Source organism: Halomonas terrestris (genome assembly GCF_049166755.1).
Classification (GTDB): Bacteria; Pseudomonadota; Gammaproteobacteria; order Pseudomonadales; family Halomonadaceae; genus Halomonas.
The window spans coordinates 1-14,501 of record NZ_JBMHFZ010000016.1; the positions used below are offsets into that span (position 1 = coordinate 1).

Below are 14,501 nucleotides of genomic sequence, written 5' to 3' on the forward strand. Positions count from 1 at the left end.
GAGCTCCACCGGCATCTCGCGCAGCTCATCGGCAATGCGCGGCACGAAGTCCATGGCCGCCAGGATGTCGCGCTCGATGTCGATGCCCGGGGCGATCTCGGTGAGAGTGACCTCGCCGTCGATCAGCTCGAAGACGCAGCGCTCGGTGACGAAGAGCACCGGCTTGCCGGTCTCCCGGGCATAGCGGCCGCTGAAGGTGATCTGATCGACGCGCTGCACGAACTTGCGGCGGTGCCCCTCCCGGCGGATCTGCAGGCGGTCGTCTTCCACCACCACCTCGCCGCCGTTGGTGAAGGTGCCGCAGAACACCACCTTGCGTGCGTTCTGGCTGATGTTGATAAAGCCGCCCGGGCCGACCACCTTGTCGCCGAACTTGCTGACGTTGAGGTTGCCCTCGTGATCGGTCTGGGCCAGGCCCAGGAAGCAGACGTCCAGCCCGCCGCCGTCGTAGAAGTCGAACTGGTAGCCGTGGTCGATGATCGCCTCGGCGTTGTAGGCGGTGGCAAAGTCACCGCCACTGGCGGGAACGCCGCCGTAGGTGCCGAGCTCGGTGGTCAGGGTCATGAGGTCGCTGACGCCCTCCTCGGCCGCCACGCTGGAGACTCCCTCGGGCATGCCGATACCGAGGTTCACGACACCCCCCGGCACCAGTTCCATGGCGGCACGTCGGGCAATCACCTTGCGCGGATCCAGGGGCAGAGGCTTGATACCGCCCAGCGGCATCTTGAGATCGCCGGCCAGCGCCGGGCTGTAGGTCGTGCTGATGGTCTGCATGTGATGCTCGGCATCGGCGACCACCACATAGTCCACCAGATCGCCCGGCACCTTGACCCGCTGGGGGTGCAGGCTGCCCTGGACGGCCAGGTACTCCACCTGGGCGATGACGATGCCGCCGCTGTTCTTCGCCGCCTGGGCCATGGAGAGCTGCTCGAGGAGCAGCGCCTCGCGCTCCATGCTCAGGTTCCCGCGCTCGTCGGCGGTGGTGGCGCGGATCACCGCCACGTCCACCGGGAAGGTGCGGTAGAGCAACCACTCCTCGTTCTCGAGTTCGACCACCTTGACCAGGTCCTCCTCGGCGGCGGCGTTGGCCTTGCCTCCCTCGAGGCGCGGGTCGACGAAGGTGCCCAGCCCCACCTTGCTGAGCACCCCGGGCTTCTTGCCGGCGATGTGTCGCCACAGGTGGGCCATCACCCCCTGGGGCAGCAAGTAGCCTTCGATACGGTTCTCGCGGATCAGCTCGCCCATGCGTGGCGCCTGACCGGTGTGCCCGCTGATCAGCCGCCTGACCAGGCCGGCATGGCCCAGGTGGTTCATGCCGCGGGTCTTGCCGTCGCCGCAGCCACAGCTGTGCGCCACGGTGAGATCGCGGGGGGCACCGGTCTCGAGGAATCGCGCCTCCAGTGCGGTGGCCACGGCTTCGGCGAATCCGCACAGGCCGGCGGTGGTCCAGATGACGGTGTCACCATCCCGAATCAGGTCCGCCGCGGTGGCGCTGTCGATAACCTTGTTCACTCTCTCGGCCTCCTTGGGAGGTATATATGATTGAGAATTAAACATATTGTTTTATAAACAAACTGTATTACTCGGGCATGGCCTGTCGGTTGGCAATGTCAGCATCCTCTTTGCGGATCAGCCGCCGGTCAGCACCAGTACTACCTGGGGATAGAAGATCACCAATGCCACGACCACGATGTCGGCCACCAGAAAGGTCGACACGCCACGGAAGATATCCATCAATGAGGCATACTGACCCGCCACGCCCTTGATCACGAAGATATTCATGCCCACTGGCGGGGTGATCATGCCGATCTCCAGCAACTTCACCAGCAGCACACCAAACCAGATCAGGCTCACGTCATACAGCTCGAAGACCGGCAGCAGCACAGGCAGTGTCACCAGCATGGCGCCGAAGGGCTCCATGAACAGCCCCAGGAAGAGGTAGATCAGCACCACCACCAACATCAGTTCGAGATAAGAGAGCTCCCAGCCGGTCACCGCCCCGGTGATATAGCCGGCCAGGCCACTGAGACTCAGGAACAGGGTGAACATGCTGGCCCCGACGCCGATGATCAGCAGCGCCGAGGTGGTGGAAAGCGTCTCGAGCAGCGCGGCCTTCATCGCCTGACCGTTAAGGCGTCTGAGCAGCAGGCCGATGAGGATTGCCCCAGCGGCCCCAACGGCTCCTGCCTCGGTGGCGGTAAAGAATCCCGAGAAGAGGCCGCCGAACACCAGCACCCCCAGCACCAGCACCGGCCAGATATCGAGCAGCGCCTGGCGGGCGGTGATATCGCGTGAACCCACGGCCTCCCGCGGCACGATATCGGGTCGCCACCAGCTGACCACCAGGATCACCAGGCTGTAGCTCAGCGCCGTCAGCAGGCCGATGGTGATGCCTCCCAGGAACACCTGGGTGATAGAGACCTGGGCGAACACGCCATAGACGATCATCAGGATACTGGGCGGAATCAATGCGCCGATTGTGCCACCAGCAGCGATGGTGCCGCAGGCGAAGCTCGGCTTGTAGCCACCGTTCACCATCTCGGGAATGGCGATGCGCCCCATGGCCGCCGAGCAGGCCACGCTGGAGCCGCTCACCGCGGCAAAACCGGAACTGGCGACGATGCTGGAGATCGCCACCCCGCCGGGCAGCCAGCGAAATACCACCTTGGCGGCACTGAAGAGCCCATTGGTCAGACCGGTGTGATAGCAGACGAAGCCCATCAGCAGGAACATGGGCACCGCGCTGAGCGTCCACTTGGCGATGAATTCGTAGGGCGTCGACGAGAGCATGCCGATGGCCGTGCTCCAGCCGAACATCATCGTCATGCCGCCCAGCGAGACAACGACGAGCGCAAGTGCCACCGGCACCCGCAGCGCCAGCAGCAGCATCAGGATGGCGAGACCGTAGAAGCCGACGTCAACGGACATGAAAATCACCTGTCATCTGGCGTGCTGGAGGGATGGGCCGCGCCCCTGGCCAGGAACGGCAGCCGTACCACACAGACCACCGCCGCCAGGGCGAAGGCAGCGGGCAAGGCGAAGTAGGTCGGCCAGACCGGCATGGGAAAGTTCAGCGACATCACGTAGGAACCGATGTCGTACTGCTCCATCGCCTTGCCCCAGGTGGCCACGGCCAGAACGGCATAGACCGCGGCCGAGAGCAGCGACACCAGCACGTCGGACAGGCGCACCAGCCACGGTTTCATCAGCCCCTCCAGGGCCTCCACGGCAATCATCCCTCGGCGCCACTCCACCCAGCCCAGCGGCAGCAGCGCCAGGGTGATCAGGTAGTAGCGGGTCACCAGTTCCACGGTGGCGGGGATCGACACGGAAAGCGTGGCGCGCAGCAGCACATCGAGGGTGATGTGGATAACCATCAGCAGAATGCCGAGCGTTCCCAGCAGGGCCAGACCGACGGCGGCCCGGTTGGCGAGGCGATAGAGAGCGTCCATGACGAATCTCCGGCAGAGGCGATACCGAAGACCGGCGTGCCGGCCTTCGGATGCGTGGCATCAGGTCCCGTAAGTGGAGAAATCCACCCCGTCCCAGACCTCGCGATTCAGGGCATCGGCAACCGCCTCGGGATCCTCGCCGACCTCCTCGACGATAGCGGTCCACTTCTCTACCAGCGACTGGAAGCGCTGAATCTTGGCAGCCGCATCTTCCACCCCGTGGCGATTCTCCGCCTGCTCTGCGGCATAGATCAGGTCTTCCTCGAGGAATGCCTTGGTGGCTGCCAACAGCTCGGGCTCGGCTTCCAGAATCTCGATACCACTGGCGAGGGCAACCTCCCGGGCCTCCTCGGCCATCTCGTACCCCCAGCGCTGGGTGATGGCAGCAGACGCCTCGACGGAGGCATGGACCAGTGCCTCACGCTGCTCTGCAGGAAGTGAGTCCCACGCCTGCTGACCGACCGCATGGGAAATGGTGCTATGGAAAGTGCCCAGCTCGACATCGGTGACATAGTTCAGCACATCATCCAGTCGAAAGGAGATGATATCGGCAATGGAGGCGATAGTGCCTTCGATGACACCCTGGGAGAGTGATTCGTAAGTCTCCCCTACCGGTATGGATGCCGGCGTCACACCCGCCGATTCGGCCCAGCGTGAATACTGTGGACCTCCCACTCGCATGCGCAGCCCCTGGAGATCGTCAAGAGACCGTACCGGCTCGGTACTCAGTATTCGGTAGAGGTCTGACGCATGAGAGCTGGTATAGACGATGCCCAACTTCTTGAGCTCTTCCTGACATTCGGCGCAACTGACGATGTACTCGGTCACCGCCGCCCCCATGGCATGGGGATTGGTGCCCAGGAAGGCCAGGTCACCGACCAGGTTGATCTCGGGCAGGTCGGCCGGGAAGTAGGCCGGCAGGAAGAGACCAACCTCCACCAGGCCGCTACGGATGGCGTTACGCATGTTGCCGATGTTGGCCACCTCGGTCCCCAGCAGGTTGCCCGTCAAGTCACCATCGGTCTTTTCGGCTAGACGCTCAGCGAATTCGGTGAACATGGGATTGTAGGCGGGATGGGCCGGCGGCACCCCGGGTGCCATGCGCAGATCACGGGCCTGGGCATGGCCGGCGATCGCCAGGCTGCCGGCAGTGGCGGCGACGGCAACAGTCTTGAGCAGGGTACGACGTGTCATGGGTTACCTCGGAGGTTTATATTTGTTTATGTGCAAAACAATGGTTATGACCATCTATTTGAATCCCGATTATAGTCCAGCCCACAGCCCTGTCGGATACCCGACTTTGGTATGAACACTGCCACCCTCTTCGTGTGACCTCTCCGGTCACTGGCTTTCTCGACTTTCGTTTAATTGCGCACAATAGTGACGATCACAATACTGACGATTGCAGCACGAATCCTCCCCTGATGAATTCGAGGTAACCATAATGACAACTCCCCGCCGCACGCTGAACCGCAGCCTTCTCTCCTCTGCCCTGCTGTCTTCGACGCTGCTCGGTGCCTCGCTGCTAGCCAGCGCGACGGCCCTGGCCGCCGAACTGCGCATGGGGCTCATCACCCCACCCCAGCACATCTGGACCCAGGCCGCCGAGCGCCTCGCCGAGACAGTTGCCGAGCGCAGCGACGGCGAGCTGACCATCACCATCTTTCCCGCCGGGCAGCTGGGCGACGAGCCGGCGATGTTCTCCCAGATGGAAACCGGCCTGCTGGACATGGGCATCATGACCGCCGCCATCACCAGCCAGCGTGAGCCGGCCTTCGTCGGTTGGTTCACGCCCTTCCTGTTCGACAGCGTTGCCGAAGCCGCCGAGGCCACCGAGACCAACGCCGCCCAGCAGATGCTGGCCAACCTCGAGGACAAGGACCTGCACGCCTTCGGCTACACCTTCGCCGGCATGCGCCACGTCCTGATGCGCGACGGCCGGGTCGAGAGCCTCGACGACGTGCACCGTGACAAGGTCCGCATCATCCCGATCCCGGCCATGCAGGCCTGGTGGAGGGAAGCCGGTGCCACGCCCACCCCGGTCCATCTGCCCGACGTCTACCAGAGCCTGCAGAACCGCATGCTGGACGGCATCGACATCGACCTCGACGCCCTGGTCGGTTCCGGCTTCTACGAAGTGGCCGAACACCTCACCCTGACCAGCCACATGGCGTTCCCCGCCGTGTCGGTGATCAGTCAGGCGACATGGTCGTCGCTCTCCGACGAGGAGCGTGAGCTGCTCGAGGATGCCATGCAGGAGGCACTGACCTGGGCCACCGAGTCCCAGATCGAGGTGGAAGCCAGCAACCTGGCTTACCTGAAGGAGACCATCGACGTCTTCAGCCTGGAGGACGCCGAGGGCGTCTTCGACGCGGCCAACCTGGCTTTCCAGGCGCGCTTCGGCGACCACCCCGTCATCCAGGCCTTCCAGCAGGAAGTCGCCGCCCGCCAGGACGGCGAGTAAGCCGCATGGCCAAGACGTCCTCACTCGGCACACGGGTAACAGCTATGCCGATATCCTCCCTGACCCGCGCCAGCCGATGGCTGGCGCAGCTCGAGCAGTTGCTGTGCAGCCTGCTGATCATCGCCTTCAGCGCACTGCTGATCGTCAACGTGATCGGCCGCTACGTATTCAGCAGTCCGCTGTTCTTCGCCGAGGAACTGGCGGTCTACATCCTGGTGTGGATGGCCTTCCTGGCCATCTCGGTGGCTATCCACCACGACCAGCACGTGCGGCTGACCATGCTGGTGGGAATGCTGCCGGCGCGACTGCAGCGTCTCAGCTACTGGCTGACCGAACTGATCTGCCTGGCCGTGCTGGCGGCCCTGTTGTGGTACTCCATCGGCTGGATTCGCTCCCCCTCGATGGCCTTCGATATCGCCATCACCCTCGACTGGCCCAAGTGGCACTTCTACCTGATCGTGCCGATCTTCTGCGCTACCGGGATCTTCCACATCCTCGCCAGGTTGCCGGACCGCACCCGCACGGTCTTCGCCCTGACCGACGACGAGGAGGCCTGAGCCATGACACTCGCCGTCTTCATCCTGCTGATGCTGCTGGGCATGCCGATCGCCTTCGTGCTGCTCGCCTCGACCTTCGCCTTCGTGATCAACACCGGCAACTATCGCATCCTGGAGGGCCTGCCCCAGGTGCTGTTCGGCTCGCTGGAGGTCTTCGATCTGCTGGCCATCCCGCTGTTCATCCTCCTCGGCGAGATCATGAACGAGGGCGGGATCACCCGGCGCATCATCCAGGCGGCCCGCGCCTGGTTCTCGTGGATTCCCCACAGCATCGCCTATGTCTCCCTGACCTCTAACCTGATGCTCGCCTCCATCATGGGCTCGGCCACGGCACAGATCGCCATCATGAGCCGAGTGATGACCCCGGAGCTCGAGCGCGACGGCTACGACAAGGGCTTCGCCGCGGCCCTGACCGCCGGTGCTGGCCTGCTCGGCCCGATCATCCCGCCGTCGATGATCTTCATCATCTACGGCGTCATCGCCCAGGTCTCCATCGGCGCCATGTTCATGGGCGGCATCCTGCCGGGACTGGTGCTCTTCGTGCTGATCAGCGGCCTGATCGCGGTCATTGCCCGCCGCGCCCGCAAGGCGCCAAACGTCGAGCGGGAGCCCATCAATCGCTGGCAGGCCACCCGTGATGCCATCCTGACACTGAGCATTCCCCTGGTGATCGTCGGCGGCATCGCCTTCGGCATCGTCACCCCCACCGAGTCCGCGGCGGCCGCCACCCTGATGGCACTGATCATCGGTGGCGTGCTGTTCCGCGACCTCCGGGCCGCCAGCCTGCCCGGCGTGCTGGTGCGTACCGCCCGCAACACCGCCATCGTGCTGTTCCTGATCGCGGCGGCCAAGGCCTTCGGCTGGGTACTGGTCTACAACCAGATTCCCCAGCAGGTGGCCGGCCTGATGCAGGGCGCCACCGAGAGCCCGCTGATCTTCATGCTGCTGGTGTTCCTGATGCTGCTGGCGGTGGGCATGGTGCTCGACGGCATCGCCGCCCTGATCATCCTGGTGCCGATCCTGCTGCCGGTGGCTCAGGGCAGCTACGGCATCGACCCCATCCACTTCGGCATCGTCACCTGCATGACCCTGACCCTGGGCCTGTTGACGCCACCCGTGGGTGCCGGGCTCTACGTGGCCTCGGCGATCAGCAACGTCAGCCTGCCGCGCATCACCCTGTGGATCACCCCCTTCATCCTGGCGGCCTGCCTGGTGATTCTCCTGATCATCTTCAACCCCTGGGCAGTGACCGTCTTCCGCTAGACGCCCGAACCGCGAACGAGAGAGGCAAGCAATGAACAACCACACCATCATCATCGCCGGCGGCGGCATCGGCGGCCTGGCCGCCGCTCTCGGCCTGGCCCGCCAGGGCATCCGCTCCCTGGTCCTCGAGCAAGCCCCCGAGCTCGGCGAGATCGGCGCCGGCATCCAGATCGGCCCCAACGCCTTCCACGCTTTCGACTACCTGGGCGTCGGCGACGAGGCCCGCGCCAAGGCGGTCTATATCGACAACCTGCTGCTGATGGATGCCATGGAGGATCGCCGGGTCGCGGCCATCCCCCTGGACGAGGCGTTCCGCAAGCGCTTCAACAACCCCTATGCCGTGGTGCATCGTGCCGACCTGCACAAGGTGCTGCTGGACGCCTGCGAGGCCAACGAGCTCGTCGAGCTGCACACCGACTCCCGGGTCGAGGACTACGGGCAGGACGAGAACGGCGTCACCGTCATCCTCGCCGGCGGCGAGCGCTTCACCGGCCGCGCCCTGATCGGTGCCGAGGGCCTCTGGTCGCCCATTCGCCAGAACGTGATCGGCGATGGCGCTCCGCGGGTGTCCGGCCACACCACCTACCGCTCGGTGATCCCCACCGAACAGATGCCCGAGGAGTTGCGCTGGAACGCCGCCACCCTGTGGGCCGGCCCCAAGTGCCATATCGTCCACTACCCGCTCAAGGGCGGCGAAGTCTACAACCTGGTGGTGACCTACCACAACGACGCCCCCGAGCCGGTGGCCGGCCAGCCGGTAACCAAGGAGGAGGTCCATCGCGGCTTCGCGCACATCGCCGAGCGTCCGCGCCAGATCATCGAGCACGGCCAGGACTGGAAGATGTGGGTGCTGTGCGACCGCGACCCCAACGAGCAGTGGATCGACGGCCGGGTGGTGCTGCTCGGCGACGCCGCCCATCCCATGCTGCAGTACATGGCCCAGGGCGCCTGCATGGCGATGGAAGACGCCGTCTGCCTCTCCTATCACCTCGGCGACAAGCAGGATCTCGGTGAGGCCTTCGAGGCCTATCGCAACGACCGCTTCGCCCGCACCGCCCGGGTGCAGACCTATTCACGCCTGATGGGCGAGTACATCTACCACCCGGATGGCGGCAAGGCGGCCATGCGCAACGCCACCATGCGCGCCATGAAGCCCGAGGACTTCTACGACCGCATCGAGTGGCTCTACGGCGGCAGCGGCCTGAGCAACGTCACCACCTCACAAGACGCCTGAACCCGCAGGAGGACATACCATGTCTCTTACCGAGAAGCCGCAGAGCTCCCCCGAGCGCGAGGCCTACTACGAGAAGATCGCCAGGCAGGACTTCAGCGCCCTGTGGAACGTGCTGAGTGACATCATCACCCCCACGCCCAGGAGCGCCTGTCAGCCGCATCTCTGGGAGTTCGGCCCGGCCAAGCAGCTGCTGATGGAGGCCGGTGAGCTGATCACCGCCAAGGAAGCCGAGCGCCGGGTGCTGATCCTGGAGAACCCCGGCCTGCGCGGCCAGAGCCGCATCACCACCTCGCTCTACGCCGGCCTGCAACTGGTGATGCCCGGCGAGGTGGCCCCGGCCCACCGCCACAGCCAGTCGGCGTTGCGCTTCGTGATGGACGGTGGCGGCGCCTGCACCGCGGTCAACGGCGAGCGCACCCTCATGCAGGAGGGGGACTTCGTGATCACCCCGCCCTGGACCTGGCACGATCACGGCAACGAGTCCGACACGCCGATGATCTGGATGGATGGCCTCGACATTCCCATGCTGTCGCTGTTCGATGCCTCCTTCGCCGAGGGCCTGGGCGAGGACACCCAGGCCATCACCAAGCCCACCGGCGATTCCCTGGCCCGCTACGGTGCCAACATGCTGCCGGTGGACTACGAGAAGAAGGGCCTGGCCTCGCCCATCTTCAACTACCCCTATGCGCGCACCCGCGAGGCGCTGGAAACCATGCGCCAGCGCGACGAGTGGGATCCCTGCCACGGCCTTAAGATGCGCTACATCAACCCGGTGGATGGCGGCTCCGCCATGCCGACCATCGCGCCCTTCGTGCAGCTGCTGCCCAAGGGCTTCAAGACCGCCGGCTACCGCTCCACCGATGCCACGGTGTTCAGCGTCGTCGAAGGCACCGGCCGCACCTCCATCGGCGGCAAGACCTTCGAGTGGAAGCCCAAGGACATCTTCGTTGTGCCCAGCTGGCAGGAGGTCGTCCACGAGGCCGACGCGGATGCCGTGCTGTTCAGCTACTCCGACCGCGTCGCCCAGCAGAAGCTGGGCATCTGGCGCGAAGCCCGCGGCGATCATTAAGAACGCCCGGGAAGGCCTCACCACCCCCCGACCAAGAACAGGAGTCATCACCATGACCGACTACGTCTTCGCTCCCCACCCCGTCACCGGCGTCGCCATCGAGGGGGACGACCAGCGCTTCCCGGTGCGCCGCATCTTCTGTGTGGGCCGCAACTACGAGGCCCATGCCCGCGAGATGGGCCGCGACCCGAGCCGCGAGTTCCCCTTCTTCTTCACCAAGCCGGCCGACGCCATCGTGCCGGACGGCAGCGACGTGCCCTATCCGCCGGAAACCAAGAACTTCCATTACGAGATGGAACTGGTGGTCGCCATCGGCAAGGCCGGTTTCCAGATCCCCACCGACAAGGCCAGGGAGTACATCTACGGCTATGCCGCCGGCAACGACCTGACCCGCCGCGACCTGCAGCTCGAGGCGCGCGAGAAGGGGCGTCCCTGGGACTGGGGCAAGGCCTTCGACGAGTCCGCGGTGATCTCGCCGATCCGTCGCGCCAGCGAGATCGGTCACCCCACCACCGGCCGGATCTGGCTGGCCGTCAACGACGAGATCAAGCAGGACCAGGATATCGCCGACCTGATCTGGGACGTGGAGGAGATCGTCTCGATCCTCTCCCACTCCATGCGCATCCGTCCCGGCGACCTGATCTACACCGGCACTCCGGCCGGCGTGGGCCCCCTCGAGGAGGGTGACAAGGTCACCGGCGGCATCGATGGCGTGGGCGATCACGCCATCACCATCGTGGCACCGCGGGAGGGGCTATGAGCCTGGTACTGCATAACTTCTTTCGCAGTTCGGCCTCGGTCAGGGTCCGCGCGGCCCTGAACCTCAAGGGGCTGGAATATGAGCATGTCTCCTATGTGCTGCGAGAGAAACAGCACCAGTCCGAGGCCTTCCTCACGCTCAACCCGCAGGGGCTGGTACCGGCCCTTCAGCTCGAGGATGGCACGGTGCTCGGCCAGTCCCTGGCGATCATCGAGTACCTGGAGGAGACGCACCCGGAGCCTGCCCTGCTGCCCGCCGCCCCGCTGGATCGCGCCTGGGTGCGCGGCCTGGCCCAGGCCGTCGCCTGCGATATCCACCCGGTCAACAACCTGCGGGTGCTGCAGTACCTCGGCAGCGAGCTGGGTGTGGACGAGCCAGGCACAGGAGAGTGGTTCCGCCACTGGGTCGACCTGGGCTTCGCCCCCCTGGAGCGGCAGCTCGAGGGCGATGCCCGGCGCGGCGAGTTCTGCTATGGTGACGCCCCCGGCCTGGCAGATCTCTGCCTGTTCGCCCAGGTGGCCAACAACCGCCGCTTCGACGTGGACATGTCGCGCTACCCCACCCTGCAGTCAATCTACGACAATTGCCTGCAGCTGCCGGCCTTCGTCGATGCCCTGCCGGAGAACCACCCCCACGCGGGGTGAAACTGCGCGACGACACCGCGCCCTCGCCGTGGCCCGGTCGGGATCATGACCGGCCACGGCGTTCTCATTACTGTTGTTTCTCGGGACTCGTCACCATGACCGGAACGCCCCTCACCAAGGCCAATTCACTCCCCGGCAACCTGCTCAGACGCTGCCACCAGATCAGCGTGGCGATCTTCCTGCGACAGTGCGAGGCCTATCACCTCACCCAGCTGCAGTACGTGATCCTCTCCGCCCTGGACGAGATGGGCTCGCTGGACCAGATCACCCTGGGCGGCTACACGGCCCTCGATCGCAACACCGTGGCGGTCGTGGTGCGCAAGCTGGAGGAGCGCGGCCTGGTCACCCGGCATCGCAACCCCGAAGATCGCCGCTCCATGCTGGTCACCCTCACCGAGGAGGGCGAGGCCCTGCGCATGGCCGCCGAGCCCGAGGTCCTGGAGGCCCAGGAGAGGATCCTCGCTCCGCTCGACGCCGATGAGCGGGCGACCCTGTGTCGCCTGCTTCAGCGCCTGGCCGACGAGAACAACGCACTGAGCCGGGTGCCGATCCGCCAGGCCATCTAGCTGTGATCTCTCGGTAGGTCCTCGGCCTGCCACAGGGACTTCTTCACCTCCTCCGGCACCGGCCGTCCCCGCATGCGCTGCGGATCCTCCGGATCCCGCACCGCCCAGACACGGGTCACCCTGGCCTCCACCGCCACGGTTTCCCCGAGATGCAGCACATGCTGCACATCGAAGCTGCTGTTGCGGAACTCGGCGATCCGCGTCTCGATGCACACCTCGTCGCCGTAGCGGCAGGGGGCGAGGAAGCGGGTACGCAGATCGACCACGGGGTAGCCGATCACCTCGAAGCGTGCCTGCAGCATCGCCAGGTCAAGGCCCACCCGGGCGAACAGCCGGTTGGTGCAGTGATCGAAGTAAGCCAGGTAGCGGGGATGGAAGACGATCCCCGCCGGATCGCAGTCGCCCCACTCGATCAGGCGGGTGTGGGTATGGGTCGGCATGTCGTCTCCTGGGGCGTGCTCAGTCGAGCCGCAGCACGGCCGGCGGCGGCGACTCGCGGTAGAGCTCGGCCACCACCTTGGCCCGGTTCTCCAGCACGGCGCGCTGGTTGATCGAGCCCTTGTCGGTGACCTCATGGGCATCCAGACGCGGCGGCTCGTCGAGCAGCACCGCTCGGCGCACTCGTGTGGAACTGCCCGAGCTCCGGGCGTCCAGGTCGCGCAGCAACTGCTCGAAGCGCTCGCGCACCGGCTCGCTGGCCAGCACCGCGGCGGCGTCCGCCTCACGCCCCAGGCCAGCCAGCTCGCGGCACTTCTCCAGGTCCGGGAAGATCATGACCGAGACAAAGGGCCTGTCGAGCCCGGCGATCACCACGTCCTTCACATGCGGGGCACCGGCCTCGATGATGCGCGCTCGCAGCGGCCCGACGCTGACCCAGGTGCCGGTATCCAGCTTGAAGTCCTCGGAGATGCGCCCGTCAAAGCGCATGCCGCGCTGGGGGTCGTCCGGGTCGATGAACTTGACCGCATCCCCCAGGCAGTAGAAGCCCTCCTCGTCGAAACTCCTGGCGGTGACCTCGGGCTGGCGCCAGTAGCCTGGCATCACGCTGGGCCCCTTGACCCGACACTCCAGCTTGCCGCCATTGGGCACCAGCTTGATCGTCACTCCACGGGCCGGCAGGCCCACCACGCCGGACCTGGACTCCTCCAGCGAGGCGAACATCGCCGAGGGCGCGGTCTCGGTGGCCCCCAGGCCGGTCAACATGCCCACCTTGCAGCCCAGGGTCTGGATGGCCAGGCGGTCGAGTTCGTCCCAGATGTGCTGGGAGAGCCCCGCCGCGGCGAAGAACATCAGGTTTAGCCGGGAGAAGAAGGTCTCGCGCAGGATATCCTCGCGCTTCAGGTAATCCACCAGGATCTCGAAGCCCTTGGGCACGTTGAAGTAGACCGTCGGTGCGATCTCGCGCAGGTTGGCGATGGTGGTCTCGAATTCGCCCGGCACCGGGCGGCCATCGTCGATGTAGAGGCTGCCGCCGTTGTAGAGCACGATGCCGACGTTGTGGTTGCCGCCGAAGGTATGGTTCCACGGTAGCCAGTCCACCAGCACCGGGGGCTCGTCGCGCAGGAAGGGCATCTGGGAGGCCAACATCTCCTGGTTGGAACAGAGCATGCGCTGGGTGTTGATGACCCCCTTGGGCATGCCGGTGGAGCCGGAGGTGAACAGGAACTTGACGATGGTCTCGGGGGCAACGGCCGCACGGGCTTCATCCACCGCCGCGGTCACGGGGGTGTCCAGGAGCTCGTCGAGGGCGCGCCCACCCGGCAAGCCTGACGGATCCACGGCGAGACACTCGCAGTCCGCCGGCTGCACCGCCGCCAGGGCGGCGGTGAAATCCTTGGCCTTGTCGACCATCAGCATGCCTGGCGTCAGCAGATCGACGATATGGCGCAGCTTCCCGAAGTCCCGGCTGACCAGCGAATAGGCCGGCGATACAGGGGCGAAGGGGATGCCAACGTACATGGCGGCCAGCGCCAGCAGCAGGTGCTCGGTGGAGTTGCCGCTGAGGATGGCCAGGGGGCGCTCGGCGCTCAGGCCGTGATTCAGCAGCCCCTGCGCCAGGTGGCGCACTCGGCTGAGGGTCTCGGCATAGCTCAGGCGCTCCCACTCCCCTGTACCGTCGCGTCTCGCCACGAAGGTCCTGTCCGGCGCCTCGTGAGCCCAGCGTTCCAGGCACTCGTTCAGGGTATCGGGGTAGTCGCCGAGAGGCTCCTCGACGCTGAGAAGTTGGGTTCCATCATTACGCGGGATCAGCCTGGCGGTGGCGGTGCCCAGGTGGACATCGCGAAAGGAGTGAGACATGGGCGCTCCTGCTGTTTGTGATCGTTATCAGGATCGGAAGGGGCAGCTCGCTACCCTCGGCATGGGAGCCTTGGTAACATGGAGTCCAGTATTTTTATAAATTGTTGTAGTGTCAAACATTTCAACAGCACAGCATTATGGGCTGAGGAACCGAAGGCAAGCGATAAAACCATCGGATATCAAAGGGATACAAA

The 14,501-nt window shown here is 65.3% G+C and carries 14 protein-coding genes; 8 read left to right on the plus strand and 6 right to left on the minus strand.

All coding sequences use genetic code 11. From position 1 onward, the window contains the following. The 4 genes from ACOMD9_RS14565 to dctP form a co-directional block, all read right to left on the minus strand. A partial coding sequence (locus ACOMD9_RS14565) for an acyl CoA:acetate/3-ketoacid CoA transferase (protein ID WP_421416213.1) occupies positions 1-1,512 on the minus strand: 1,512 nt, incomplete at its 3' end. Positions 1,513-1,629: 117 nt separating this feature from the next. Beyond that, a complete protein-coding gene (locus tag ACOMD9_RS14570) occupies positions 1,630-2,928 on the minus strand; it encodes a TRAP transporter large permease (protein WP_421416216.1) in 1,299 nt (432 codons plus the stop codon). 5 nt (positions 2,929-2,933) lie between these two features. Next, a complete protein-coding gene (locus ACOMD9_RS14575) occupies positions 2,934-3,452 on the minus strand; it encodes a TRAP transporter small permease (RefSeq protein WP_421416219.1) in 519 nt (172 codons plus the stop codon). A gap of 60 nt (positions 3,453-3,512) precedes the next feature. Then, positions 3,513-4,646 (minus strand): TRAP transporter substrate-binding protein DctP, encoded by a 1,134-nt coding sequence (gene dctP, locus ACOMD9_RS14580; RefSeq protein ID WP_421416221.1) that lies wholly within the window; start codon positions 4,644-4,646, stop codon positions 3,513-3,515. Positions 4,647-4,896: 250 nt separating this feature from the next. Here dctP and ACOMD9_RS14585 point away from each other — a divergent pair, with 250 nt between their 5' ends. The 8 genes from ACOMD9_RS14585 (at position 4,897) to ACOMD9_RS14620 (ending at position 12,009) form a co-directional block, all read left to right on the plus strand. Then, positions 4,897-5,916, plus strand: coding sequence for a TRAP transporter substrate-binding protein (locus ACOMD9_RS14585; protein ID WP_421416225.1), 1,020 nt, complete (start codon positions 4,897-4,899; stop codon positions 5,914-5,916). A 44-nt stretch (positions 5,917-5,960) separates the two neighbouring features. Next, positions 5,961-6,473, plus strand: coding sequence for a TRAP transporter small permease (locus tag ACOMD9_RS14590; RefSeq protein WP_421416228.1), 513 nt, complete (start codon positions 5,961-5,963; stop codon positions 6,471-6,473). Between the two features lie 3 nt (positions 6,474-6,476). Next, complete coding sequence (locus ACOMD9_RS14595; RefSeq protein ID WP_421416230.1) at positions 6,477-7,736, plus strand: TRAP transporter large permease; 1,260 nt, start codon at positions 6,477-6,479, stop codon at positions 7,734-7,736. A 31-nt stretch (positions 7,737-7,767) separates the two neighbouring features. Beyond that, the gene (locus ACOMD9_RS14600; protein WP_421416232.1) at positions 7,768-8,970 is read left to right on the plus strand and encodes a 3-hydroxybenzoate 6-monooxygenase; all 1,203 of its coding nucleotides are present in this window, start codon (positions 7,768-7,770) and stop codon (positions 8,968-8,970) included. A gap of 19 nt (positions 8,971-8,989) precedes the next feature. Next, on the plus strand, positions 8,990-10,039 hold the full coding sequence (gene gtdA / locus ACOMD9_RS14605) for a gentisate 1,2-dioxygenase (RefSeq protein ID WP_421416234.1): 1,050 nt from the start codon (positions 8,990-8,992) through the stop codon (positions 10,037-10,039). Positions 10,040-10,091: 52 nt separating this feature from the next. Further along, on the plus strand, positions 10,092-10,799 hold the full coding sequence (locus tag ACOMD9_RS14610; RefSeq protein WP_421416236.1) for a fumarylacetoacetate hydrolase family protein: 708 nt from the start codon (positions 10,092-10,094) through the stop codon (positions 10,797-10,799). Further along, positions 10,796-11,443, plus strand: a complete 648-nt coding sequence (gene maiA, locus ACOMD9_RS14615; protein WP_421416239.1) for a maleylacetoacetate isomerase — start codon at positions 10,796-10,798, stop codon at positions 11,441-11,443. Before ACOMD9_RS14610 ends, maiA begins: the two co-directional genes overlap by 4 nt. Before the next feature lie 95 nt (positions 11,444-11,538). After that, positions 11,539-12,009 carry a MarR family winged helix-turn-helix transcriptional regulator gene (locus tag ACOMD9_RS14620; RefSeq protein ID WP_421416240.1) on the plus strand — a complete coding sequence of 157 codons (471 nt, stop codon included), beginning with the start codon at positions 11,539-11,541 and terminating at the stop codon, positions 12,007-12,009. Here the strand turns inward: ACOMD9_RS14620 and ACOMD9_RS14625 are convergent. Both ACOMD9_RS14625 and ACOMD9_RS14630 read right to left on the minus strand, forming a co-directional pair. Next, positions 12,006-12,449, minus strand: a complete 444-nt coding sequence (locus tag ACOMD9_RS14625; RefSeq protein ID WP_421416242.1) for an acyl-CoA thioesterase — start codon at positions 12,447-12,449, stop codon at positions 12,006-12,008. The genes ACOMD9_RS14620 and ACOMD9_RS14625 overlap by 4 nt on opposite strands. Positions 12,450-12,468: 19 nt before the next feature. After that, positions 12,469-14,307 carry a feruloyl-CoA synthase gene (locus ACOMD9_RS14630; protein ID WP_421416245.1) on the minus strand — a complete coding sequence of 613 codons (1,839 nt, stop codon included), beginning with the start codon at positions 14,305-14,307 and terminating at the stop codon, positions 12,469-12,471. Between the last annotated feature and the right edge of the window lie 194 nt (positions 14,308-14,501).